General features: G+C 72.0%; 22 protein-coding genes. 6 read left to right on the forward strand and 16 right to left on the reverse strand.

Going from position 1 to position 24276, the window contains the following annotated elements; genetic code table 11:
* Nucleotides 1–126: 126 nt before the first annotated feature.
* Nucleotides 127–1782: a carboxylesterase/lipase family protein gene (locus ACZ4N4_RS39405; protein ID WP_467598068.1), complete on the forward strand. Its 1656-nt coding sequence runs from the start codon at nt 127–129 to the stop codon at nt 1780–1782.
* A 6-nt stretch (nt 1783–1788) separates the two neighbouring features.
* Here the strand turns inward: ACZ4N4_RS39405 and ACZ4N4_RS39410 are convergent, their stop codons facing one another.
* Together ACZ4N4_RS39410 and ACZ4N4_RS39415 are read right to left on the reverse strand one after the other, a co-directional pair.
* Entirely contained in the window at nt 1789–2949 is a 1161-nt protein-coding gene (locus ACZ4N4_RS39410) for a PP2C family protein-serine/threonine phosphatase (protein ID WP_453566797.1), read from the reverse strand.
* 49 nt (nt 2950–2998) lie between these two features.
* A complete protein-coding gene (locus tag ACZ4N4_RS39415) occupies nt 2999–3988 on the reverse strand; it encodes an aldo/keto reductase (protein WP_467598071.1) in 990 nt (329 codons plus the stop codon).
* Nucleotides 3989–4442: 454 nt separating this feature from the next.
* Between ACZ4N4_RS39415 and ACZ4N4_RS39420 the strand changes: the two genes are divergently transcribed.
* Nucleotides 4443–5375: a LysR family transcriptional regulator gene (locus ACZ4N4_RS39420; RefSeq protein ID WP_467598074.1), complete on the forward strand. Its 933-nt coding sequence runs from the start codon at nt 4443–4445 to the stop codon at nt 5373–5375.
* A gap of 105 nt (nt 5376–5480) precedes the next feature.
* Nucleotides 5481–6644 (forward strand): NAD-dependent formate dehydrogenase, encoded by a 1164-nt coding sequence (locus tag ACZ4N4_RS39425; protein ID WP_467598077.1) that lies wholly within the window; start codon nt 5481–5483, stop codon nt 6642–6644.
* Here the strand turns inward: ACZ4N4_RS39425 and ACZ4N4_RS39430 are convergent.
* The 7 genes from ACZ4N4_RS39430 to bla form a co-directional block, all read right to left on the reverse strand.
* Nucleotides 6641–7867 (reverse strand): cytochrome P450 family protein, encoded by a 1227-nt coding sequence (locus ACZ4N4_RS39430; protein ID WP_467598080.1) that lies wholly within the window; start codon nt 7865–7867, stop codon nt 6641–6643. The genes ACZ4N4_RS39425 and ACZ4N4_RS39430 overlap by 4 nt on opposite strands.
* A gap of 71 nt (nt 7868–7938) precedes the next feature.
* The gene (locus tag ACZ4N4_RS39435; RefSeq protein WP_467598083.1) at nt 7939–9147 is read right to left on the reverse strand and encodes a cytochrome P450; all 1209 of its coding nucleotides are present in this window, start codon (nt 9145–9147) and stop codon (nt 7939–7941) included.
* Nucleotides 9144–9770, reverse strand: a complete 627-nt coding sequence (locus ACZ4N4_RS39440) for a GTP-binding protein (protein WP_453566786.1) — start codon at nt 9768–9770, stop codon at nt 9144–9146. The genes ACZ4N4_RS39435 and ACZ4N4_RS39440 overlap by 4 nt, the downstream gene beginning before the upstream one ends.
* Nucleotides 9751–10098 carry a DUF742 domain-containing protein gene (locus tag ACZ4N4_RS39445; protein WP_351696726.1) on the reverse strand — a complete coding sequence of 116 codons (348 nt, stop codon included), beginning with the start codon at nt 10096–10098 and terminating at the stop codon, nt 9751–9753. Before ACZ4N4_RS39445 ends, ACZ4N4_RS39440 begins: the two co-directional genes overlap by 20 nt.
* Nucleotides 10095–10502 carry a roadblock/LC7 domain-containing protein gene (locus ACZ4N4_RS39450; RefSeq protein WP_351734280.1) on the reverse strand — a complete coding sequence of 136 codons (408 nt, stop codon included), beginning with the start codon at nt 10500–10502 and terminating at the stop codon, nt 10095–10097. The genes ACZ4N4_RS39445 and ACZ4N4_RS39450 overlap by 4 nt, the downstream gene beginning before the upstream one ends.
* A complete protein-coding gene (locus tag ACZ4N4_RS39455; protein WP_467598087.1) occupies nt 10499–12118 on the reverse strand; it encodes a sensor histidine kinase in 1620 nt (539 codons plus the stop codon). Before ACZ4N4_RS39455 ends, ACZ4N4_RS39450 begins: the two co-directional genes overlap by 4 nt.
* 180 nt (nt 12119–12298) lie before the next feature.
* Nucleotides 12299–13174, reverse strand: a complete 876-nt coding sequence (gene bla / locus ACZ4N4_RS39460; protein WP_467598090.1) for a class A beta-lactamase — start codon at nt 13172–13174, stop codon at nt 12299–12301.
* Between the two features lie 229 nt (nt 13175–13403).
* On the opposite strand from bla, the gene ACZ4N4_RS39465 reads away from it, so the two are divergent.
* Together ACZ4N4_RS39465 and ACZ4N4_RS39470 are read left to right on the forward strand one after the other, a co-directional pair.
* The gene (locus ACZ4N4_RS39465) at nt 13404–14222 is read left to right on the forward strand and encodes a hypothetical protein (protein WP_467598093.1); all 819 of its coding nucleotides are present in this window, start codon (nt 13404–13406) and stop codon (nt 14220–14222) included.
* 191 nt (nt 14223–14413) lie between these two features.
* Nucleotides 14414–17788: a pyruvate carboxylase gene (locus ACZ4N4_RS39470; RefSeq protein ID WP_467598096.1), complete on the forward strand. Its 3375-nt coding sequence runs from the start codon at nt 14414–14416 to the stop codon at nt 17786–17788.
* Between the two features lie 57 nt (nt 17789–17845).
* On the opposite strand, the gene ACZ4N4_RS39475 is transcribed toward ACZ4N4_RS39470, so the two are convergent.
* The 7 genes from ACZ4N4_RS39475 to ACZ4N4_RS39505 form a co-directional block, all read right to left on the reverse strand.
* The gene (locus ACZ4N4_RS39475; protein ID WP_467598099.1) at nt 17846–18823 is read right to left on the reverse strand and encodes an SMP-30/gluconolactonase/LRE family protein; all 978 of its coding nucleotides are present in this window, start codon (nt 18821–18823) and stop codon (nt 17846–17848) included.
* 41 nt (nt 18824–18864) lie between these two features.
* Complete coding sequence (locus ACZ4N4_RS39480; protein ID WP_467598102.1) at nt 18865–18987, reverse strand: hypothetical protein; 123 nt, start codon at nt 18985–18987, stop codon at nt 18865–18867.
* The gene (locus tag ACZ4N4_RS39485; RefSeq protein WP_467598105.1) at nt 18978–19430 is read right to left on the reverse strand and encodes a hypothetical protein; all 453 of its coding nucleotides are present in this window, start codon (nt 19428–19430) and stop codon (nt 18978–18980) included. Before ACZ4N4_RS39485 ends, ACZ4N4_RS39480 begins: the two co-directional genes overlap by 10 nt.
* Nucleotides 19431–19472: 42 nt before the next feature.
* Nucleotides 19473–20273: a DUF4389 domain-containing protein gene (locus ACZ4N4_RS39490; RefSeq protein ID WP_467598108.1), complete on the reverse strand. Its 801-nt coding sequence runs from the start codon at nt 20271–20273 to the stop codon at nt 19473–19475.
* An 88-nt stretch (nt 20274–20361) separates the two neighbouring features.
* On the reverse strand, nt 20362–21138 hold the full coding sequence (locus ACZ4N4_RS39495) for a polysaccharide lyase family 7 protein (RefSeq protein WP_467598110.1): 777 nt from the start codon (nt 21136–21138) through the stop codon (nt 20362–20364).
* Nucleotides 21139–21267: 129 nt separating this feature from the next.
* Complete coding sequence (locus ACZ4N4_RS39500; RefSeq protein ID WP_467598113.1) at nt 21268–22500, reverse strand: carbohydrate-binding protein; 1233 nt, start codon at nt 22498–22500, stop codon at nt 21268–21270.
* 117 nt (nt 22501–22617) lie between these two features.
* Nucleotides 22618–23355: a YqjF family protein gene (locus ACZ4N4_RS39505; RefSeq protein ID WP_467598182.1), complete on the reverse strand. Its 738-nt coding sequence runs from the start codon at nt 23353–23355 to the stop codon at nt 22618–22620.
* A 156-nt stretch (nt 23356–23511) separates the two neighbouring features.
* Here ACZ4N4_RS39505 and ACZ4N4_RS39510 point away from each other — a divergent pair, with 156 nt between their 5' ends.
* The gene (locus tag ACZ4N4_RS39510) at nt 23512–24276 is read left to right on the forward strand and encodes a GntR family transcriptional regulator (RefSeq protein WP_467598116.1); all 765 of its coding nucleotides are present in this window, start codon (nt 23512–23514) and stop codon (nt 24274–24276) included.

The following is a 24276-nucleotide window of genomic DNA, read 5'->3' on the forward strand; positions in this document are numbered from 1 at the left end:
CGGTCAACTCCGTTGCTGTCAGACCCTGTTGACCTGCTGTGAGTAGCCCGGTTGCGCTTGCCGCGGCGCTCGGCCCGACGCCAGGCTTCTCGTCGGCTCGCCCCCCACGACCCGAAAGGGAGCCCGGTGAACGACAGAGACATGCCTCCGGCCGCGCTGAACCGGCGCGGCTTTCTCGGCGCCGCGGCCGCGGCCGGGCTGCTCGGCACGGTGCCCACGCCGGCCGAAGCGGCCCGGAGCGCGGCCGACGCCGACCCGGTCACCACCGAGTCCGGCCGGGCCACCGGAGTCCGGGGCGGCCTGCGGGGCGTCACCGTCTACAAGGGCCTGCCGTACGCCGCCTCCACCGCCGGCGCCAACCGCTGGCGCCCGCCGCAGCCTGCCCCCTCCTGGTACGGCGTGCGCACCGCCGACAGCTGGGGCCCGGCCTGCCCGCAGCCCGTCACGGGCATCCCGGCAGGCCAGGTGCCCGAACTCGGCGAGGACTGCCTCAACCTCAACATCTGGACGGCGGCGACCGGTTCGGGTAGCAGCCGCCCCGTCCTCGTCTGGCTCTACGGCGGCGAGCAGGCCCTGTGGTCAGGGCAGGAGATCTACGACGGTTCCCTGCTCGCGTCCAAAGGCGTGGTCGTCGTGACCCCCGACTACCGCGTCGGCCCGCTCGGCGGTCTCGCCCACCCCGAACTGACCGCCGAGTCCACGTACGGCGGCTCGGGCAACTGGGGGATCCTGGACGTCGTCGCCGCCCTGGAGTGGGTCCAGCGGAACATCGCCGCGTTCGGCGGCGATCCGGACCGGGTGACCCTGGCCGGCTGGGCGCAGGGCGCGTCCGTCGTCAACACCCTGCTCGCGTCCCGGCGCGCCAGGGGCCTCTACCACCGTGCCCTGCTCTCCTCCGGCGTCCGGTACACGAAGGACCCGGCGATCGCCCGGGAGACCGGCCGCTACCGGACCCTCGCCGACGCCGAGGCCAACGGCACCGAATTCGCCGCCCGGCTGGGCGCCGACAGCCTCGCCGCACTGCGCGCGCTGGGCGCCGACGACATCGTCGCCGGGGCCCTGGCCGACTCCTCCGCCGACTTCGGCCAAGTGCTCGACGGACACGTCCTGCCGGACACCTACACGGCTGTGCTGGCGGCCCGCGCCGAGACCGACGTGCCCGTCCTCACCGGTGTCTGCAAGGACGCGAACGGCGCCTCGCCCGGCCTGAGGACGACGCTCGACGCGTTCCAGGACCACGCCCGGTCCGAGTTCGGTCCGCTGGGGCTGGCCGACACCTTCCTGGAGCTGTACCCGGCGGACAGCGACACGACGGCGGCCCAGCAGTACGACGCCTACGCCCGTGACAAGGAACGCGTCTCCGCCTTCCTGTGGGCGAACCAGTTCAAGGACACCGCCGGCAACACCGGCCCCGTCCACACCTACTTCTGGACCCGGGTCCCGCCCGGCCACGACGCCACCAACCCGGCCATCGGCACCGACGTGACCGGCGCCTTCCAGGGCTCCGACGTCTACTACCTGCTCGGCTACCTCTACAGCACCGACCGCCCCTGGACCTCCCAGGACTACGACATCGCCGACACCACCGCCTCCTGCGTCGCCCGGTTCGCCGCCACCGGCGACCCGAACGGCGGCTCCCTGACCGACTGGCCGGCCCTCGCCACCGACACCCCGCGGACGATGGAACTCGGCGCGGACTTCGGCACGGTCGCGGTGGCGGACAGCGACGCGAAGCTCACCTTCCTGAAGACGTATCTGGAGTCACAGACCAAGGAGTTCTGAGGCGCGCTACGCCCGGTTGGCCCCGTGGCCGAGGACACCGTGGTGCTGACGGCGGTGCACGGTCGGGGTGCGGTGCAGGGCGATCAGGGCCGCGTCGTCGCCGAGGTGGCCGCCGGCATGGGTCAGCAGATCGCGCCGCACGTGGTGGATCAGCGCCTCGGGAGAGTCGTCGGTCCACTGCGCCACCCGCTCCGCGAGCGGGTAGAAGCGGCCCTGCGCGTCCCGTGCCTCGACGACACCGTCGGTGTAGAGCAGCAGGGTGTCGCCCGGCTCGAAGGAGAACACGTCCAGGGTGTGTTCGGTGCCGCCCGCGCCGGGCACACCCAGCGGCGGCGACGGATGCAGGCTCGGGACGGTCACCGCGTGCCCCGGGCTCAGCAGCAGGGGCGGCGGATGGCCGCAGCTGGTCATCCTGGTGACCGGGTCCTCGTCGGGGATCTCGACCAGCAGCGCGGTGGCGAACCGCTCGGCCGCCTCCTCCCGGGGCTCCAGGTCCACCGCGTAGCGCTGCACGCTCTGCTCCAGGGCGGCCGCCAGGTCCGGCAGGGTGACGTGCCGGTGGGCGGACTCCCGGAAGGCGCCCAGCAGCAGCGCCGCCTCCCCGATCGCGGACAGTCCCTTGCCCCGGACGTCGCCGATCAGGACCCTGACCTCGCCGTCGCGGCGGGTGGCCGCGTACAGGTCACCGCCGATCTGCGCCTCGTCCTCGGCGGCCAGGTACAGCGAGGCGATCCGCAGCGGGCCGATGTGCTCGGGCAGCGGCCACATCAGCACGTGCTGCGCGGCCTCGGCGACCGTGCGCACCTGGGCCAGCTGGGCGCGGCGCCGCTCGCGGACCCCGCTGTAGACCACCACGATCACCGAGAGCAGCGTCAGGGTGACGATCTGCACGATGTGGTTCGCGGTGGTCAGCCCGCCGTGGAACACGGCGATCACCACCTGGGCGGCCACCGCGACTGCCCCGACCAGCGCGGTAGCCCGGGGGCCGGCGAACGAGGGGGTGAGCGCGGGAGCGATGACCAGGGCGGGGCCCAGATGGACGTCCTCCGGCGCCCGCAGGTCCGCCACCGCGATCACCACGATGAGTGCGATCGGGAGCAGCAGCAGCGCGTGGGACGACTGCCACGAGCGCCGCAGGCCCGCCGTACAGCTCCGCAGGTTCACCATGCCACCAGCGTGCGCCACCCCCCATCGAGCGGCCACCGAGAGCGGAAATCTAGAGGTTCACGCTGTTCATCCCGGCCTCGTCGTAGCGCTCACCCGCGGCCTTGGGCACCTCGGCGTCGATGCGGGCCAGGTCCTCCTTGGTCAGTTCGACGTCGACGGCGCCGGCGTTCTGCTCCAGGTAGGTACGGCGCTTGGTGCCCGGGATCGGGACGATGTCCTCGCCCTGGGCCAGCACCCAGGCGAGGGCCAGCTGGGCCGGGGTCACGCCCTTCTCGGCGGCGATCTCCTTCACCTTGTCGGCGAGCCGCAGGTTCGCCTCCAGGTTGTCGCCGGTGAAGCGGGGGCCGGTGCGGCGCCAGTCGTTCGCGTCGAGGTCGTCGGGGGAGGAGAACCGGCCGGCCAGGAAGCCACGGCCCAGCGGCGAGTAGGGGACGAACCCGATGCCCAGCTCCCGGCAGGTCGGGATCACCTCGTCCTCCGGGTCGCGCGTCCACAGCGAGTACTCGGTCTGCACCGCGGCGATCGGGTGCACCGCGTGGGCCCGCCGGATCGTCTCCGCGCTCGCCTCGCTCAGTCCGATGTGCCGCACCTTGCCCTCGGCGACCAGCTCGGCCATGGCGCCGACGGTCTCCTCGATCGGCACGTTCGGGTCGACGCGGTGCTGGTAGTAGAGGTCGATGTAGTCGGTGCCGAGACGCTGGAGCGAGCCGTGCACCGAGCTGCGCACGTGCTCGGCCGAGCCGTCCTGCGGGCCGATGCTGCTCATGTCGCCGGGGACGGCGTGGTCCATCCGGTAGTTGAACTTCGTGGCGATCACGTACTCGTCCCGGTGCCCCCGGACCGCCTCGCCGACCAGGGTCTCGTTGGTGAGCGGCCCGTAGAGCTGCGCGGTGTCGAGGAAGGTGATCCCGAGTTCCAGCGCACGGTGGATGGTCTGTGCGCCCTCGTCCTGGTCGGCGGTGCCGTAGAAGGCGGACATTCCCATGCAGCCGAGGCCGATGCTGCTCACCTGAAGGTCTCGCAGACTGCGCTGTCGCATGTTCACTCCCAGCCTTTCGTTTCCTGCTCGGTTCGGGCTCCGCTTCCGGAGGGCCCGCGGGCCCCGTTCCATTCAGCTGCGGAATCCGCGCGTCGGCATCCCGGCGCCCGGGGCCTGGTCCGGTGGAGCGCTTCGGACGCTACGGCTTCGAGCGCACTCGATGTCAAACGGCCGCCCCGGGCCCGCGTTGCCGGTCCGTACCCCGGCCCGGTACACGTGGACCCGATACGCGTGGACCCGGTGCGGCCAGACCTGGTGCACGGGGACCCGGTGCACGCGGTTCCGGTGCGGCCAGACCCGATACCCGTGGACCCCATACCCGTGGACCCGATACCCGTGGACCCCATACCCGTGGACCCGATACCCGTGGACCCCATACCCGTGGACCCGGTACACGTGGACCCGGACACGGCGACCGCCGTCGATCCGCCGCCGAGCCCTTCGGGGAGGCCGCATGCTGCTGCGCCGGCTCGAATACCTGGTCGCTCTCGCCCGGGAACGGCACTTCGCCCGCGCGGCCGCCGCCTGCCATGTCTCCCAGCCCTCCCTGTCCGCCGCGATACGCAGGCTGGAGCACGAGCTCGGTGTGCCGATCGTGCGCCGGGGCCGCCGCTACGAGGGACTGACCCCCGAGGGCGAGGTGGTGCTGGCGTGGGCGCACCGTATCCTCGCCGAGCGGGACGCGCTGCGCCAGGAGCTGTCGGCTCTGCGGGACGGCCTGACGGGCACCCTGCGCCTCGGGATCGTCCCCACCGCGGTCCCCGTGGCCGCGCTGCTCACCGGCCCGTTCTGCGACCGGCATCCACACGCCCGGGTGGCCATGGAGTCCCTGTCGTCCGTCGATATCCGGCGCGGTCTGGCGGAGTTCGAGCTGGACGCGGCCATGACGTACCTGGACGACGACGAACTGCGGCATGTCCGCCGCTTCCCGCTCTACGAGGAGCGCTACGTCCTGCTCACCCCGGTCGGCGGCCCCCTCGGCGACACGGCCACCGCCACCTGGTCCCAGGCCGCCGCCCTCCCGCTGTGCCTGCTCGGACCGCGGATGCGCAACCGGCGGATCATCGACGAGTGCTTCGCCGCCGACGGTGCCGCGCCGGTCCCGGCGGTCGAGTCCGACAGCGTGGCCGGCCTCTACGCCCACCTCCCCGGCGGGCGCTGGTCCAGCGTGATCTCGCACGCCTGGCTGCACATGTTCGGCGTGCCGGTGGGCATGCGCGTGGTCCCCCTGGAGGGCCCGGCCCACGGCCCCCGGGTGGGCCTCGTGATCGCCCGCAGCGAACCCCAGTCCGTGCTCGCCGAGGCCCTGGTGAAGGTCGCCCGTCAGGCGCGGCTGCGGGACGCGCTCGACAGCCTGCTCACCGCCCACCTGGACGGCCCCGACTGATAGCCGCGGGCTATGAGCACATAACAAAGTTCGCTTTGACCTGCGCAGTTGAACCCGAGGATCGTGAAGGGCAGTCATCCGCAACGCAGTTGAGGAGCCGCCACCATGGCCAAGGTGCTCTGCGTCCTGTACGACGACCCGACCGACGGATACCCGAAGAGCTACGCCCGCGACGACGTCCCCGTCATCGACCACTACCCGGGCGGTCAGACCACCCCCACCCCCGAGGCGATTGACTTCACCCCCGGCCATCTCCTCGGCAGCGTCTCCGGCGAACTCGGCCTGCGCTCCTTCCTGGAGAAGGCCGGCCACACCCTCGTCGTCACCTCCGACAAGGACGGGGCGGGCTCCGTCTTCGACCGTGAGCTGGTCGACGCGGACGTGGTGATCTCGCAGCCGTTCTGGCCGGCCTACCTCACCCCGGAGCGGATCGCCGCCGCCCGGAACCTCAAGCTGGCGATCACCGCCGGCATCGGCTCCGACCACGTCGACCTCGACGCCGCGATCGCCCACGGAGTGACGGTCACCGAGGTGACGTACTCCAACAGCATCAGCGTCGCCGAGCACGTGGTGATGATGATCCTCGGGCTCGTCCGCAACTACCTGCCCGCGCACCAGGTGGTGCTCGACGGCGGCTGGAACATCGCCGACTGCGTGAGCCGTTCGTACGACCTGGAGGGCATGCACGTCGGGACCGTCGCCGCCGGCCGGATCGGTCTCGCGGTGCTGCGCCGCCTGGCGCCCTTCGACGTGAAGCTGCACTACACCGACCGCGCGCGGCTGCCCGAGTCCGTCGAGCGCGAGCTCAACCTCACCTTCCACGAGAGCGCCGCCGCCATGGCCCCGCACTGCGACGTCGTCACCATCAACGCGCCCCTGCACCCGGAGACCGAGGGCCTGTTCGGCGACGAGCTGCTGGACACGATGAAGCGCGGCGCGTATCTCATCAACACCGCGCGGGCCAAGATCGCCGACCGGGACGCCGTCGACCGGGCGCTGCGCAGCGGGCAGCTGGCCGGTTACGCGGGCGACGTCTGGTTCCCGCAGCCCGCGCCCGCCGACCACCCGTGGCGCACCATGCCGCACCACGGGATGACCCCGCACATCTCCGGATCCAGCCTCTCCGCCCAGGCCCGCTACGCGGCCGGCACCCGGGAGATCCTGGAGTCCTGGCTGGCCGGCCGGCCGATCCGCGACGAGTACCTGATCGTCGACGGCGGTGGGCTGGCCGGCACGGGAGCCAAGTCGTACTCCGTCAACACCCGTTAGGGGTTCAGCCGGACAGGCAGCTCGAAGAGGTCGTTCTGGGTGACCACCGGCTTGTTGCGCAGCTCGGACGCCGGGACCGCGAGGTCCAGGCCGGGGAAGCGGTCGTACAGGGCGGGCAGCGCGACGCCCGCCTCCAGCCGGGACAGCGCCGCGCCGGGGCAGACGTGCGGGCCGTGGCCGAAGGAGATGTGCCGGTTCTTCGACTCCCGGGTGACGTCGAACTCCCCGGCACTCGGGCCGTGCGCGTCCTCGTCACGGCCTATCGCGGCGTACGACACGATCAGCGCGTCGCCCGCCGGCAGCACCTTGTCGCCGACCGGCACGTCCTCGGTGGCGAAGCGGATCAGCACGTGCGAGGTCGGGGTGGACCAGCGCAGGGTCTCCTCGACCACCGCCGACCAGTCCACCTCGCCGGAGAGCACCCGGGCCCGCTGGTCGGCGTGGGTGGAGAGGTTGACCACGGCGTTGACGATCAGGGAGATCGTCGTCTCGTGGCCGGCCGCCACCATCAGCTGGAGGGTGGAGACGATCTCCTCGTCCGTGAGGTGGTCGCCGTCCTCGGAGGCCAGGATCAGCGCGCTGGTCAGATCGTCGCCGGGCTCGGCCCGCTTGGCGGCGACCGTCGCCGCCATGATCCCGGCCAGCTCGGTGAGGGTGGCGATGACCTCCGCGGGCGGGGTCTGGGTCGAGAAGAACTTCTCGAACAGCACCTTCAGACGGGGCAGTTCGGCCTCGTCGATGCCCATCAGGTCGGCGACCACGAACATGGGCAGCGGATAGGCGAAGGCCGCCTTGAGGTCCAGGGTCTCCTGGTCCGCCGGGAGAGCGTCCAGCAGGTCCTGGGTGAGCTTCTCGATCCGCCCCCGCATCTGCTCCACCCGGCGCGGGGTGAGCGCCTGCGCGACCAGCGCGCGCATCCGACGGTGGTCCGCGCCGTCCACGGTGAGCATGGAGCGGCCGGGGTTGGCGAGGCCGATCAGCGGCCAGTCCTGCGGTATCTCCCCGCGCTGCCAGGCCCCCCACACGTTGATGTCCTTGACCAGACGCGGGTCGGTGAGGAGCGCCTTGGCCTCGGCGTGACGGGTGACCGCCCACACGGGCACCCCGCCGGGCAGCTCCACGGCGGCGAGCGGACCGGCGGCACGCAGCCGCGCGCTCTCGCCGTCCAGGTCGGTGACGAAGGGGTCGAGGGCGATCCGGGTTTGTTCGGTACCGGTCGTCATCGTGACGTGCCTCCCAGGGCAGGGTCGGAGTACTGCGTCAATCGGTGCTGCGCCTGACCGTCGGTGTCGGACTACAGGGCGGGTACGGGCGTGAACCGGACGGGAAGCTCGGTCAGCCCCCGCAGCCAGGGCGAGGGCCGGCGGGCGAGGGAGTCGGCGGGCACCGCCAGGTCGATGTCCGGCAGCCGGTCGAGGACGACCTCGATACCGGTCCTGGCGATCACCTCGGCGACCTCCTGCGCCGGGAACGGGCAGCGGTGCTCGCCGTGCCCGAAGGAGAAGTGCGCGCTGTTGCCGCCGGTCAGCGCGGAGGCGTCGGTGCGCACCTGCGGATCGGAGTTGGCGCCCTGCAGGCCGAGGATCAGCAGGTCACCGGCGCGGATCCGGCGGCCGCCCAGCTGGGTGTCACGGGAGGCCCAGCGGCCCGCGATGTTCTGGCTGGGAGTGTCCTCCCACAGCACCTCGTTCATCGCCTCGGCGACACTGTTGCGGCCGCCGAACAGCGAGGCCGCGAACCGGTCGTCGGTGAGCATCAGGCGCAGCGAGTTGCCGATCCAGTCGGCGGTCGGCTGGTGCCCGGCCGCCATCATCACCATCAGGTCCTGGGAGATCTCCTCGTCGGTGAACCCGCTCTTGTCCTGGAGCATCCGCGACACCACGTCGTCGGCCGGGTCCGCCTTCCGGTCGGCCAGCAACTGCGCCATGGACGTGGCCAGATGCGTCTGCCCGGCGATCGCCCGCTCGCGCCCGTCGATCATGTCGTTGAGCGCGGTGACCAGGCCGGGGCCCTCCTCGTCGGAGAAGCCGTACAGCCGCGCCAGCACCCGTACCGGCAGCAGCATCGCGTACTGGCCGACCAGGTCCGCCTCGCCGCTGGTGCACAGCCCGTCGATCAGCTCGTCCGCGAACCGCTCGGCGTGGCCCCGCAGTTCGAAGGGGTCGACGGCCTCCAGCGCGTCGCTGATCATCCCGGCGCGCTCGCGGTGCCGCTCGCCGACCGTGTACAGGATCGACGGCTGCTTACGGCCGATCATCGGCAGCAGCGGCCAGTCGTCGGGGATCACGTCCCACTGGTTCCACAGGTCGGAGTCCCGGCTGAACAGCACCGGGTCTCCGGTCACCTGGTGCAGCTCGCGGTAGCCGACGACCAGCCAGGCGGGCACGTCCCCGTCGAGCACGACGGGGGTGACGGCGCCGTGGTCGCGCCGCATCTCGCGGTACAGACGCGCCGGTTCGGTCTGGAACCGGGGGCCGCCGAGCGGCACGGCTTCGGGTGTCACACGAACTCCTGTCGGGGCAGGTCCGCCGGTGCCGAGGGGCCGGCGTACCGGTTCTTGACGTGCTGGACCAGCTGGATGAGCACCTGTTTGCCGGACTGCCGGGAGCGGGCGTCACAGGTGACCAGCGGGATGTGCGGGTCCAGGTCGAGCGCGTGCCGGACGTCCTCGGGCGCGTGCACGGGGCCGCCGAAGTCGTTGCAGGCCACGATGAACGGGGTGCCGTGCTTCTCCAGCCGGTCGATGGCGTACCAGGAGTCGTCGATCCGCCGGGTGTCGACGAGCACCACCGCGCCGAGGGTGCCGGAGAACAGCCGGTCCCACAGGAACCAGAACCGCTCCTGGCCCGGCGCCCCGAACAGGTACAGCACGTTGCGCGCGTCCAGCGTGATCCGGCCGAAGTCGAAGGCGACGGTGGTGGCGGACTTGCCGCGCACCTCGCGGATGTCGTCGACCTCCTCGCCGGCCTGGGTCATCGTCTCCTCGGTGTTGAGGGGACGTATCTCGCTGACGGAACGGACCAGGGTGGTCTTGCCGACGCCGAAGCCGCCCACGACCACGATCTTGAAACCGTGGTCGGCGGAGGCACCCAACGGGGTGCGCGCGTCAGAGGTTGCGGAGTCCAACGAGCACCTGCTCCAGGATGTCGGGGTCGGTGATGGCCGGCCGGTACGGATGGCGGGCGCTGACCCGGCCGGCCGCCTGCAGGTCGCACAGCAGGACCTTGGTGATGCTCACCGGCAGCTTCAGCTCCGCGGCGATCTCCACCACCGAGGTCGGGAACTCCGCCAGCCGCAGGATCGCCGCGTGTTCCGACTGCATGCCCGGGGTCGGCTCCGACTCGGCGACGACCAGCGTGACCAGGTCGAAGGGACTGTCCGGACCGGTGCTGCTGCGGCCGCCGGTGATGGTGTACAGGCGGTCGGGTGCGTCGTCCCTGCCGGGCCGGCTCATGACGTACGGGGCTGCGCGGTCAGGTGTTCGCCGAGCTGCTCGACCAGTTCGCTCATGTTGTGCCCGACCAGCCCGGGATCCGCGTCCTCGCTGGTCACCACGGCCAGATGGGCGCCGTCGCCGGCCTCCACGATGAACAGCACGCCCCCGTAGAACTCGGTCATCGCCGACCGCACGCCGCCGCTGCCGTCGCCGAACTCGACGGACGCCCCGTGCGACAGCGACTGGATGCCGGCGGCGATCGCCGCGAGCTGGTCGGCCTGGTCGACGGAGAGCTCCGGGGTACGGCAGAGCTTCAGCCCGTCGCGGGAGAGCACCAGGGCGTGCCGCGCGCCGGGGGTGCGCTCCAGGAGGCCCTCGATGAGCCAGGTGAGCTTGTCGTCGGCGGTGGTCCTGCCGGTCATGAAGTGGTGTCGCCTTCCGGGTGCGCGTGCGGGTGGGACGTGGGCTCGGGGCCGGACTCCGGGTGGGACGCGGGGACCGGGTCGTGCGCCGGGGTAGGGGTGTACGGGGCCGTGGCGGTGTCGGCCGCGCCCTGGGCCTGGGCCGAGCCGGGCGCGCCGGGGGCGTCGGCGTGATCCGATGCGCCCGGTGCCTCGGCGGGGTCGGCCGCGGCCGGGCGGACGGCCTGCCGGAAACTGTTGAAGCGGGCGGCGCGGACCCGGGCGTCCTCGACGGCGGCCACCGGGCGCGGCTCGGTCGGCTGGGGCGCCGACCGGCGCTCGGCCTCGGCGAGGGTCCGGCCGCGGCGCCGCCTGGGCAGCCCGGTGGGGCCTTCCTCGTCCTCGTCGGGCTCCGCGGACTCGTGCACGGGTACCGGGTCCGGCGGGGCCGGTACCGGTTCGGCCGCCTCCGGCTGCCTGGGCAGCGCGGGTTCGTCGGCGACCGGGCGGGTCAGCAGGTCCTGCGGGATCAGCATCAGCACCCCGGTGCCGCCGCGCGCCGACGGCCGGAACGACACCTTCAGACCGTGCTTGCCGGCCAGCCTGCCGACCACCGCGAGCCCGAGCCGGGTACCGGTGAGACCGCCCAGTTCGGTGGTGTCACCGGCGACCGCCCGCTCGGCGCGGCGCAGCTGCACATCGCCCATCACCAGCCCGCTGTCCTCCACGGACACGATGACCCCGGCCGGCACCTCCTCCACATAGACGTGGACCTCGGCCGTCGGGGGCGAGAAGTTGGCAGCGTTGTCGAGGAGTTCGGCGAGCGCGTGCATGACGCCCTCGGCCGCGTGCCCGGTGACGGCCGTCTCGCTCACCGAGTGCACCCGCACCCGGCGGTAGCCGCTGATGCGTCCCAGCGCGCCGCGCAGGATGGACTCCATGCTGATCGGACGCGCCCAGCGGCGGCCGGAGCGCGCCCCGGTCAGGACGGCGATGGAGTCGGCGATCCGGCCCGCCTGGGCGGTGCGGTGGTCGAGGTGCAGCAGGTCGGCGAGCACCTCCTCGTCGGTGTGCCGCTCCTCCATGGCCCGCAGGTCGGCGAGGGTGGCGGTGGCCAGGGCCTGCATCCGGCCGGCCGCGTTGCCGGCCGCGGCGATCGCCGCGGCCCGCTCCCGGGAGGCCTGCTCCAGGTCGGCGGCGAGCCGGCCGTTCTCCTGCCGGTACCAGTCCAGCTCCTGGCTGCTGCTTTCGTGGATCCGCACCCGCTCCTGCTCGAAGGAGTCCGCGAACTCGCTCCGCTGCCGGGCCAGTTCGTCGATGAGCCGCTGCTGCTCCTGGCGCGCCTCCTCGGTCGTGCGGGCCTGTTGCTGGAGCAGCCGGCCGATGTCCTGGCTCACCGTCTCCAGCCGGCGCCGGGCGCGCCGGGCGGCCCGCGCCGCGTGGGCGGCCCAGGTCACCGCCGCGCACAGCACCAGCGCGGCCGCGCCGGCCCCCAGGGCGAGGGGGGTGCGGACCGAAGGCGGCGCGGCGGTCACCGCGGCGACGACGACGAGGGCCGACACCACCGCGGTCGGCGCGAGGGTGAGAACGAGCGTGCGGAGGGCAGGTCGATCGCCGGTATGCGTGGGCGCGGTCATCGGTCCGGTCTGGTCCTCGGAGCGGGTAGGGAAGTGTTTCCGGTGAAGGAGATGTGACGCTCGGTGCTGAACTGGCCGTCACTATACGAGAGTTCGTGATCGAAACAGAACAGTTCCGGTCCCCTTGGCGGAAACCGCTGTCCGTGACGCCGACTTGCCGTGTCCCGACTGTGAACGATGCTATGAATCGCCTCGCGTGAGCACGTCGGCCACCACGGCGGCCGCCTCCTTCACCAGTGCCGAGTCGGCCTGGGCGGCGGGGTCGGTGTGGGTGGACAGGACGGCGACGACGACCGGGGCACGGCCCGGGCGCCAGGCGATCGCGACGTCGTTTGCGGTGCCGTAGGAGCCCGTTCCGGTTTTGTCACCGACTCTCCAGTCCGCGGGCAGCCCCGCGCGGATCCGCTCCCCGCCGGTGGTGTTGGCGAGCAGCCAACCGGTGAGCCGCCGCCGGTCCGCACCGTCCAGGGCGTTGCCGACGGCCAGCCGTGCGTAGCTGGTGCCGATGGCCCGGGGAGTGGTGGTGTCGGTGACCCGGCCGGGCTCCGCCGAGTTCAGCTCCGGCTCCCACCGGTCGAGCCGGGTCACCCGGTCCCCGATCGAACGGCACAGCCGCGTCACCGCCACCGGGCCGCCCAGTTGCTCCAGCAAAAGGTTGGCCGCGGTGTTGTCGCTGTACGAGATGGCCGCCGCGCACAGCTGCGCGAGCGTCATTCCGGCGGCGAGATTCTCCGGCCTCCCCGTGATGGGCGCCCCGCCCGACTTCTCGACATCGCTCCGGTCGTAGTGGACGACCTCGCCGAGCACCTCCTCGTCCAGATCCCGCAGCACCGCGGAGACCGCGAGCGTCTTGAACGTCGAACACATCGGGAAGAGTTCACCGCAACGGTGCCTGACCCGGGCCCCCGAGCCGGTGTCCCAGGCGAACACCCCCAGCCGGGCCCCGTGCGCGCGCTCCAGCGCCCGGAATCTGGCCGTGGCGTCCGGGGCGGTGCGGGCGGGCAGTGCGGTTCCCAGGGCCGCGGTCAGCACGACACGGCGCGACGGCTGCTGCATTACCACTCCTTTGCCGAGGTTTCGATGACGGGGACGTGATCACGTCCCCGGAGGTTCCGTCGTGGACGGGTGACAAACCCGACGCCGATATCCGGCCGGTAGTAGCTCCCGCATCGTCGCAAATGATCCAAACGTCTCTACGACGCGTGGAACGGCCGGAGAGCGGAGAGGCTCTTCAGGGGCGCAGGGCCGACGGCCGGGGGCCGGTGTCGAGGGGACGATGCCTTTCATGACGGGGTACGGAAGCTGGGGGACGGCGGCCGCGCGTGCGGTCCGGTTCGCAGGGCGGACCCTGCACGACGAATGGCGCTCCATCGTCGTGGAGCCGGTACGGCAGCTCGTACGGCGCGGTCTCCGCGGGATCGTGCTGGCGTTCGTGGCCGCGTTCGGCGTCATCTTCTTCCACGGCATCGCCCAGCACCCCTTCGGCAGGAGGCTGGTGTGGCACCTCGGCGGTGTCACCGCCGACCTACCCCTGTGGCTGTCCCTGCTGCGCACCCCGGTCTCGCTCTACGTCCCCGCGCTCGACCTCCCGGTCTGGGCCGGCATCACCCAGCTCTTCCTCGCCTTCGCCCTCGCCGAACTCGTCCTCGGCCGCGCCCGGACCCTCGCCGTCGCCTACCTCACCACCCTGGCCGGCACCATGACCGCCCGGGTGATGGTCGCGCTGGGACCCGGCTGGTGGGGCTTCGGCCTGCCCCCGGAGGCCGGCCGGATCCTCGACACGGGGCCGTCCGCCGCCGTGGTGGGCCTGTTCACCTATCTGGCCGTGGTCCGCCGGGCGCCCGTCGTCTTCGCGCTGACCGGCGGTTCGATGGTGTGGGAGTCCGTCGCCGTACCGAACCTCGCCGGCCGCGAGCACCTGATCGCGGTGACCACGGCGATCGCCCTCGCCCTGCTGCGCGGCCGCAGGCTGCCGATGTCCGCCCGGCTCGGCGAACGCCCCGCCGAACACGTCCGCACCCCGCCGACCCCGCCCCGGTCCGACCCGCCCGTACCCCGGCCCGACCCACCGCAGTGCCCCGTGCCCTCGCTCCGGATCCCCTGAGACTCCCCAACCCTGTCGTGTTCCCCGAAACCCCATAAGTCACGCGGCCGACCCGCCGAACTGCTCAGCGACGTCAATGTGATGGTTTTCGCACTTCAGCCGGTCCGGGCAACCCCTAATGTTGCGCGGGCTACGGCAGGGCGCGGCTGACACCATGGTGTTCGTCGCCGGCAGGCTGAAGGGATCCAGGGATGTTCCGCAAGGTGCTGGTCGCCAACCGTGGAGAGATCGCCATCCGCGCTTTCCGCGCGGCCTATGAACTGGGCGCGCGCACGGTCGCCGTGTTCCCCCACGAGGACCGCAACTCGCTGCACAGGCTGAAGGCCGACGAGGCCTACGAGATCGGGGAACCAGGACATCCGGTACGGGCCTACCTCTCCGTCGAGGAGATCGTGGCCGCCGCCCGGCGGGCCGGGGCCGACGCCGTCTATCCGGGTTACGGCTTCCTCTCCGAGAATCCGGAACTCGCCCGCGCCTGTGAGGAGGCGGGCATCACGTTCGTCGGGCCGAGCGCCCAGACGCTGGAGCTGACCGGCAACAAGGCCCGCGCGGTCGCCGCCGCCCGCGCCGCCGGGGTACCGGTGCTCGGTTCCTCGCAGCCCTCCAACGACATCGACGAACTGGTCCGCGCCGCCGACGAGATCGGCTTCCCGGTGTTCGTGAAGGCCGTCGCCGGCGGCGGCGGCCGCGGCATGCGCCGGGTCGAGGACCCGGCCGCGCTGCGTGAGTCCATCGAACAGGCCTCCCGGGAGGCGGCCTCCGCGTTCGGCGACCCGACCGTCTTCCTGGAGAAGGCGGTCGTCGACCCGCGCCACATCGAGGTGCAGATCCTCGCCGACGGCGAGGGCAACGTCATTCACCTCTTCGAGCGGGACTGCTCGCTGCAGCGCCGCCACCAGAAGGTCATCGAGCTGGCCCCCGCGCCCAACCTCGATCCCGAACTGCGCGACCGCATCTGCGCGGACGCGGTGCGCTTCGCCCGCGAGATCGGCTACCGCAACGCCGGCACCGTCGAGTTCCTCCTCGACCCGCACGGCAACCACGTCTTCATCGAGATGAACCCCCGTATCCAGGTCGAGCACACGGTCACCGAGGAGGTCACCGACGTCGACCTGGTCCAGGCCCAGATGCGCATCGCCTCCGGCGAGACCCTGGCCGACCTCGGGCTGTCGCAGGAGACGGTGAAGCTGCACGGCGCGGCCCTCCAGTGCCGTATCACCACCGAGGACCCCGCCAACGGCTTCCGCCCCGACACCGGCCGGATCAGCGCCTACCGCTCCCCGGGCGGCTCCGGTATCCGCCTCGACGGCGGTACCACCCACGCCGGTACGGAGATCAGCGCCCACTTCGACTCGATGCTGGTGAAACTCACCTGCCGGGGCCGGGACTTCAAGGCCGCCATCGGCCGCGCCCGGCGTGCCGTCGCCGAGTTCCGCATCCGCGGTGTGGCCACCAACATCCCCTTCCTCCAGGCCGTCCTGGACGACCCGGACTTCCAGGCCGGGCGGATCACCACCTCGTTCATCGAGCAGCGCCCGCACCTGCTCACCGCCCGCTCCTCCGCCGACCGCGGCACCAAGCTGCTCACCTATCTGGCCGACGTCACCGTCAACAAGCCGCACGGCGAGCGCCCCCACCTGATCGAGTCGACCACCAAGCTGCCCCCGCTGCCGGCCGGAGAGCCGCCCGCGGGCTCGCGGCAGCGCCTGGTCGAGCTCGGCCCGGAGGGCTTCGCCCGCCGGCTGCGCGAGTCGCCGACCATCGGCATCACCGACACCACCTTCCGCGACGCCCACCAGTCCCTGCTCGCCACCCGCGTGCGCACCAGGGACCTGCTCGCCGTCGCCCCGGTCGTCGCCCGCACCCTGCCCGAACTGCTCTCCCTGGAGTGCTGGGGCGGCGCCACCTACGACGTCGCGCTCCGCTTCCTCGCCGAGGACCCCTGGGAGCGGCTGGCCGCCCTGCGCGAGGCCGTGCCCAACATCTGCCTCCAGATGCTGCTGCGCGGCCGCAACACCGTCGGCTACACGCCGTACCCGACCGAGGTGACCGACGCCTTCGTCCACGAGGCCGCCGCCACCGGCATCGACATCTTCCGCATCTTCGACGCCCTCAACGACGTCGGCCAGATGCGCCCCGCCATCGAGGCGGTACGGGAGACCGGCACCGCGGTCGCCGAGGTCGCCCTCTGCTACACCGCCGATCTCTCCAACCCGGACGAGCGGCTCTACACCCTCGACTACTACCTGCGGCTCGCCGAGCAGATCGTCGAGGCCGGCGCGCACATCATCGCCGTCAAGGACATGGCGGGCCTGCTGCGCGCCCCCGCCGCCGCGAAGCTGGTCTCGGCGCTGCGCCAGGAGTTCGACCTCCCCGTCCACCTGCACACCCACGACACGGCGGGCGGCCAGCTGGCCACCTACCTGGCCGCGATCCAGGCGGGCGCGGACGCGGTGGACGGCGCGGTGGCCTCCATGGCAGGTACGACCTCGCAGCCCTCGCTGTCGGCGATCGTCGCCGCGACCGACTACTCGGAGCGTCCCACGGGGCTCGACCTGCGGGCGATCGAGGACCTGGAGCCGTACTGGGAGAGCGTCCGCAAGGTCTACGCCCCCTTCGAGGCGGGCCTCGCCTCCCCGACCGGCCGCGTCTACCACCACGAGATCCCCGGTGGCCAGCTCTCCAACCTGCGCACCCAGGCCGTCGCCCTCGGCCTCGGCGACCGCTTCGAGGACATCGAGGCGATGTACGAGGCCGCCGACCGGATCCTCGGCCGGCTGGTGAAGGTCACCCCGTCCTCGAAGGTGGTCGGCGACCTGGCCCTGCACCTGGTCGGCGCGGGGGTGCAGCCGGAGGACTTCGAGGCGACCCCCGAGAAGTTCGACATCCCCGACTCGGTCATCGGATTCCTGCGCGGCGAGCTGGGCACTCCGCCCGGCGGCTGGCCCGAGCCGTTCCGCACCAAGGCGCTCCAGGGCCGCGGCGCCGCCAAGCCGGCACCGGAGCTGGGCACCGAGGACCGTGAGGGCCTCGCCAAGGACCCCCGCACGACCCTGAACCGGCTGCTGTTCCCGGCCCCGACCCGGGAGTTCGAGACGCACCGCCAGACCTACGGCGACACCAGCGTCCTCGACAGCAAGGACTTCTTCTACGGCCTGCGCCCGGGCAAGGAGTACGCGGTCGACCTGGAGCCCGGCGTCCGGCTGCTCATCGAGCTCCAGGCGATCGGCGAGGCCGACGAGCGCGGTCTGCGCACGGTGATGTCCAGCCTCAACGGCCAGCTGCGGCCCATCCAGATCCGCGACCGGGCGGCTGCCTCGGACATCCCGGCCACCGAGAAGGCCGACCGCGCCAACCCCGGCCATGTCGCCGCCCCCTTCGCCGGAGTCGTCACCCTCGCCGTCGAGGAGGGCGCGGAGGTCGAGGCGGGCGCCACGGTGGCCACCATCGAGGCCATGAAGATGGAGGCCACCATCACCGCCTCGAAGGCCGGCCGGATCTCCCGGCTCGCCATCAACCGCATCCAGCAGGTCGAGGGCGGCGACCTGCTGGTCGAGATCGCCTGAGTCCGCCGGCACCAGGGCGAGGGGAGGGCCGGCCGGTGCCGGGCCTCCCCTCCTCGGTCATGAGCGGGCGAAGTGGGCGCGCAGCCGCGCCTTCAGAAGGTTCGGGTCCCGCTGGGTGGAGTAGGCACCGCCCGCCACGAACAGATCGCGGCCGTTCACGGCCAGCGAGGTCGGGTTGGACAGGCCCTCCTGCACGGTGAGGACGGTGCTGCGGGTGCCGTCCGGGCGGACCATGACGACCTCGTTGGACGTGTTCAGCGCGGCGAGCACGACGTCCGAGTGACCGGGGAAGACGAAGTCGTCGACGCCGGTGAGGCCGGTCGCCCGGGTCTGGGTCGCCCCGGCCGAACCGTCGGCGCCGACCGGGATGCGCAGCAGCGTCCCGCGGTCACTGTTGGTCACCCAGACCGCGTCCTGGTGCACCTTGATCCCGTTCGCGCCGAAGCCGCTGGCCGGCGCGGGGAGCCCGCGGAGTTCGGCGCCCTTGGCCCAGGCCGTCGGCGTGCCCCCGGCCTGCGGGATGCGCCACACCGTGCCCAGCGCCGAGTCGGCGGCGTAGAGCACCCCGTGCCGCTCGTCGAGGGCCAGGCCGTTGGGCACGCTGTCCGACGGCAGCTGGGCGATCCGCTCGGGTGTGCCGCCGCCCGCCGGGACGCGCCAGACGCCGGTCCGGTCGGTGCCGGTGGCGTAGTTGACGTAGAGCGTCCCGTCGTGGGCGCGGGCCAGGCCGAGGGTGACGGCGCCGCCCATCAGGGAGGTGCGGGGGTGGTCCTCGGCGGGCAGGGTGGCCAGTACCCGGACCCTGCGTTCCCGGGTGACCTTGGCGACCTGCCGGGCGAACGCGAAGGTCACGTCGACCGAGCCGCCCCGCTCGGTGACGACGTTCTCGGGCGTCTGCCCGGCGGCCAGGTCGAAGTGCGCGATGACGTGCGGACTGGAGAGGACCGGCTCGTCGCTCGCGGCGGGAGCCGCCGCGAGCAGGCCGATCGCGATCGCGGCCGGGGCGACGGCGGCCGGGCGGAGAAATCGGGGCATGTGACCTCTTTCGACGGGAGCGCGAAGCTCCGGCGTACCGGTCACACCAACATGACGGCCCGCCGGTCCCGGCCCGGGGCAGCCCCGGCCGGGACGTCGCCCGCCCGGCGCACGGCGTGGCCCCGCTTGCCGTGCAGCCGGGTGACGGTCCCGCTCAGTTCCACAGCGGGTAGTTCATGACCTGTGTGTATCCCTCCGGCTTGGCGCCGGCGTAGTTCAGGCTCATCCGCGTGAACTGCTGCACGTTCGGATGCTTCGTCCAGGCCGTCGGCCGGTCGAGCCGTACCGTCACCGCGTACTTGTGGAAGTGGCCGGCCGCGCAGTACGGCTTGCAGTCGTTCACCGCGTTCACGCCGTTGCCGACCGCCGTGTTGTCGTTCCACTGGGTCCAACGCATGCCGGTCAGCAGGCTGTTGCCGTCGCCGCAGGCCAGCAGGAAGTCGGTCGGCCGGAACCGCTGGTGCCAGAGGCAGTCGACGAGCACCGGGTGCTGGACCGCCTGCGACGCGGCCGGTGTCGGCGGAGTCGCGGAAGCCGTCGTCATGCCCGCCGTGAGCAGCAGGGCCGCCCCGAGTCCGATCGCCGTTCCCACCACTGGTCTGCGCATGGTCGCTCCCACCAGTTCCGCCGTATTTCCTTCCCTTCGACGCTACGACCGTCCCGCCGGATGTACCACTTGCGCCGGGTTCGCGAGGCCGTTGTCGTCGTAGTCGGCGGTTGAGCGGGAGAAGACCTGGGTGAGCAGGCCGAGCACCAGGAACAGCCAGACGAGGACCTTCGCGGTGGTGTCCAGGAGCAGCGGCCGGGTCGCGGAGCGGGCCTCCCGCGCCTTGGCGGCCGGCTGGTCGCCGAACAGACCCTTGGGATAGACGGGCGTCAGCATGCCGGCGTAGGCGCCGAACCGCATCCGGTAGCGGGCGACCGCCGCCGTCGCCCCGAAGACCGGCCCGGGCAGCCGTCCCAGCACGATCCCCGTGATCCAGAAGATCCAGCCGATCGCGAACCAGCCCGCCGCCGCGAAGTTGGCGACGATCCCCGCCGGGATCATCAGGATCAGCCGGAACAGCACCGCGAGCCGGTTCAGGGTGGTGGGCCGCAGCTCGATCTGCACCGGGTACTCCGGCGCGGTCAGGGCGAACGGCGGATAGCGGTCCACCAGGAGCATGGAGCTGGCCGCCACCCGGGTCTCGTACGCCAGGTACCTGCCCAGGAAGCCGGCGATCCCGTCGGGCAGCCGGCCCAGGACGAGCGCCGCGAACCAGCCGGCCACCGTCACGAAGAACGCGGCGATGCCCAGCAGGCAGACGACGACGAACTGCGGGATCAGCAGCAGCCAGCGCAGCAGTACCGTCCAGCGGCGCTGCGGCCCGGGTGCCGGGATGTCCAGCGCGGGCCGCCACTCGGCGTCGTCGGCAGGGACGGGAGGACGTGGTCCCCAGCTCTGCGTCACGAGTCCTCCCGTCGTCCGGCCCGCGGCGCGGACGGCATGTCCATCGTGCGGCGGAGTCACCGCCTCCGCCAGAGGGGTGCGGTCGAACTCAGCCGTGATTGACGGTCAGGCCGTAGAACGCGACCCGGGCGCCGTTGGTCGTGCTGTCGGAGGACGACTGGTTGTACGAGCCCGCCTTGAAGTACTGCTTGTACGGGTTGAAGGAGGACGGGATGGCGTAGTGGGTCGTGGTGCCGTTGACGGTCAGGTCGATGGTGTTCCCGCCGGAGACGGCGATGGTGTAGGTCCAGGTCTTGCCGATCGACACGTGGCCCACGTTGTGCGTGGTCTGGCCGCCGGATGGGGAGTTCTCGGTGCCGAGGACGATGTCGCCGTTGGAGTGGTAGTACAGCTCCAGCAGGGGCTTGGTGGAGGAGCCGCCGGTGCCGAGGTGGATCTGGCCCACGCACACGTTCTTGGTCACCGAGACCACCCGCAGCGTCGCGCTCATCCTGTGGCTGCCGCTCAGCGACCAGTTGGCCGCGCTGCCGTCGCGGTTCATCTCGCGCAGCTCGGAGCGGGCGTAGTTGGAGTTCGGCGTGGTGACGCCCTTCTCGGGCGCCCAGAAGGTCATCGCGCCGTCGCGGGTGTCGGTGTAGAAGTACGCGTCCTGGTAGCCGTTGGCACCCTGCAGCCGGGACGAGGGGATGGTGGTCGGCGAGCCGGGGGAGCCGACCGGCTCCTGGAGCTGCCATATGGACAGGTCGAAGTTGCCGCCGGGCGCCTTGCTCGGGTCCGCGGCGCCCGCGCTGCCGCCGGTGAGCAGGACGAGGGCGAGGGTGAGGCCCGCGGCGGCCGGAGCCGCGAGCAGCCGGGAACGGTTCATGGGGGGGGTCCTTTCGGAGGAGGGTGCGTCCGGAACTCAGCAGGGTGTTCATGTGCGTGAACTCCGGACGCATCCATAACCGTCGATGACCCGTGAAGCTAAAGGTCCGAACCAATCCCGTCAAGAGGTTCAGCAGGCGCCCTCGTCCTGCCAGGGGCCCCACTCCGAGGCGCTGGGCACCTCGTTCTGGGTCCACCACTTGGCCTTCCAGTTGTGGCTGTTGTACGAGACCTCGTTGCCGGCCGTGTACACCGCCGTCGAACTCCACGCGGTCTTGCAGGAGGTGGACGGCGGGGTCGGGGTCGGGGTCGGGGTCGGGGTCGGCGTGGGGGTGGGCGTGCCGGTCGGCGGGGTGACCCCGGCGAACCTCACCGAGTACTTGGCGAAGTCCCAGTCGCTCTGTGCCACGCTGGAGCAGGTCCCGGACGTGGTGCCGTTGTTGTCGGCCGGAGTGCACTGCCGGTCGCGGTTCAGGGACCAGAACGTGAAGCGGTCCATGTTGTGGCTCGTGGCGTAGTCGAGCACCGTCTGGAAGTCGGCCTGGGTGAAGTACTCGCCGCTGTCGCTGCGGCCGTTCATCCCGGAGAAGCCCTCGTGGGCGTAGGCGGTCGCCTGGTCCCAGCCGAAGGTGGACTGCAGGATGGCGTTGAAGTTGGTGAGCGCGCTGGTCTGCGCCGCCGCCCCGCCGAAGCCGCCGTCGAACGGCATGATGGAGAAGTTGTTCGGCGTGAACCCCTGGGACTTCGCCTCCAGCAGCATCTGCTTGCCGAACCAGCCGGTCCCGTCCGCCGTGCCGGCGGTGGTGACCGAGACGTACAGGCCCGGGTTGTTCTGCTGGAGGATCTTCGCGGCGCCGATCTCGTTCTTGATCGCCGCGGTGTTCTCGTACTCCGGCTCCTCCAGGTCGAAGTCGATCGCGTGCAGTCCGTACTTGGTGATGACCTGCTGGTAGGCCGCCGCGGTGGAGGCGGCGTCCGCGCAGGTCTGGCCCAGCTTGGTGCCGCCGTAGCCGCCGATCGAGACGGAGACGTCGCCGCCCTTGGCGCGGATGGTGCTGATGACCGACTGGACGGCGGTGTCCGAGGAGACCGCCGCCGTACCGCCCCAGGTGGGGGAGCAGCCGCCGCCGTTGGGGGCCAGGACGAATGCCAGCTGGAAGGCCTTGAGGCCGGTGGCGTCCATGATGGTGGCCGCGTTCGGCGGGTTGTTGTCCAGTGGCATCAGGTAGGGGGCGGCCGCGTACCACCGGTTGCTCAGCGCGGTGGTCGCACCCGAGGCGTTGCTCGCGACGAGCGCGGTCGTGCCGGCGGCGGCGAGGGTGACGGCGGCCGCCGCGCCCAGACATGCGCGAAGGGGTCTCACTGGTGCCTCCAGGGGGCGGGGGAGGTGAGGGTGTGCCCCAGCTTCCGGAGGTGTCGCGAGCACGTCAATAGATTGGACTGGACCAAAGCGCACTTTGGACTAGACCATACGAGTTCTTTACCTGGCGTGCCGGGACAGCGTGGGCCGCCCGAACCGCACCTTCACGCCCGGCGACCAGAGCACGCTGACCGGCGGCCCGGCAGGTGCGGGCAGGCCCGCCGCTGCTACCAACTCGTCGTCCAGATCGAGGAGTTCGGCACGGTGCAGCGGCCAGGGCGGGTGCTCGGCCGGCTGGTGCATGGTGCGCCCGTGCCAGGTGGCGTGCAGCCCCCAGCGCGCGGTCAGGAAGTGCTCGAGCGGCGACGGCTCGGCGATCGGCGGCCCGATCCGTACGACCGCCCGGCTACCGGTGGCCGGGCGGCCCCGTCGCCGGCAGGTGTAGGTGATCGTCTCGCCCTCGCGGCGCAGCCGCATCGAGGACCAGAGGTACGGCAGCCGGAATCCGAGTCGGCCCCCCAGTGCGGGGAGCAGCCGGGCCGCGTCCAGGGACCGGAACACCACCCCGCGCCGGCCCTTCTCGTCCACCGAGTACAGCCGTACGTTCGTCTCGCAGAAGGTCCCCAGATACGGCAGCCCGGGTCCCGGGCCCAGGCCGACGCCCCGCATCAGGAAGGGGACCAGGCCGACGTAGCTGACCCCGTCCAGCGTGTCCGGCCGGGTGCCGGCGGGCAGCAGCCCGGCCACCCGCTCCGGCGCCACCGGCCAGTGCAGAAAGGTGAGTTCGTGCCAGCCCTGCACCTGGGTCGGCCGCCGCACGGGCCGTGGGGTGGCGGGGGTGATCGGCTCGGGTTCCATAGACAGGGTCTTAGCACACCAGTGCGAGGTGGCGGTGAGAAGGGTGGCGGACCTGATGCCGCGGCTGCCGTGCGTGATCAGGACTTTCACGCCTCTCACCCCGCCCACCTGGGTAAACTGTGGACGACACAGAGGCCTTGAGGACGAGGAGCCGGGATGCCGTCGCACAGCTCTTCCGCGGCCGGGGCCCCGGCCGAGGGCGAGGAGCACGACGGGCCGCCTCCCGTCCGGCAGGCGCTGTCGGACAGTGTGTACGAGAGCATCAAGGCGATGGTCATGGACCACGAGATCGCCCCCGGCGCCCGCGTCGGCATCGACGCGCTCGCCCGCACCCTCAAGGTCTCGCCCACCCCGGTCCGCGAGGCCCTGGCCCGGCTGGAGTCCGACGGACTGGTGGTCAAGCGCGCGCTGTCCGGATACCGGGCCACGGAGCTGCTGACCCGTCAGGGCCTCGCCGAACTCTTCGAGATGCGGTTGCTGTTGGAGCCCCGGGCCGCCGCCCTGGCCGCCACCAACGCCACCGAGGACCAGCTCGACCAGCTCGAACGGATCGTCGAGGAGATGCAGGCCCAGCCCAGCCCGAACGGGCGGTACGCGTCCTACCGCGACTTCGCCGCGCTCGACCAGCGCTTCCACGAGGCGATCGGACAGGCCGCGCACCGCCCGCTCCTCGAGGACGCGGTGGAACGCCTCCACGCCCACCTGCACATCTTCCGGCTCAGCAAGGTGGTCGGCGCCGGCGGCCCGACCGTCGCCGAGCACGAGCGGATCGTCCGGGCCGTACTGCGCCGCAGCCCCGCGCGGGCGGCCGAGGCGATGACCGACCACCTCACCCGCAGCATGGAACGACAGGTCGCCGAGGGCGACGGCGAGGGCGGCCGCGCGGGCGAGGACGCCCCCGAGCCGCCGGCTACTCCCTGA

Source organism: Streptomyces sp. NPDC026538, assembly GCF_055567535.1.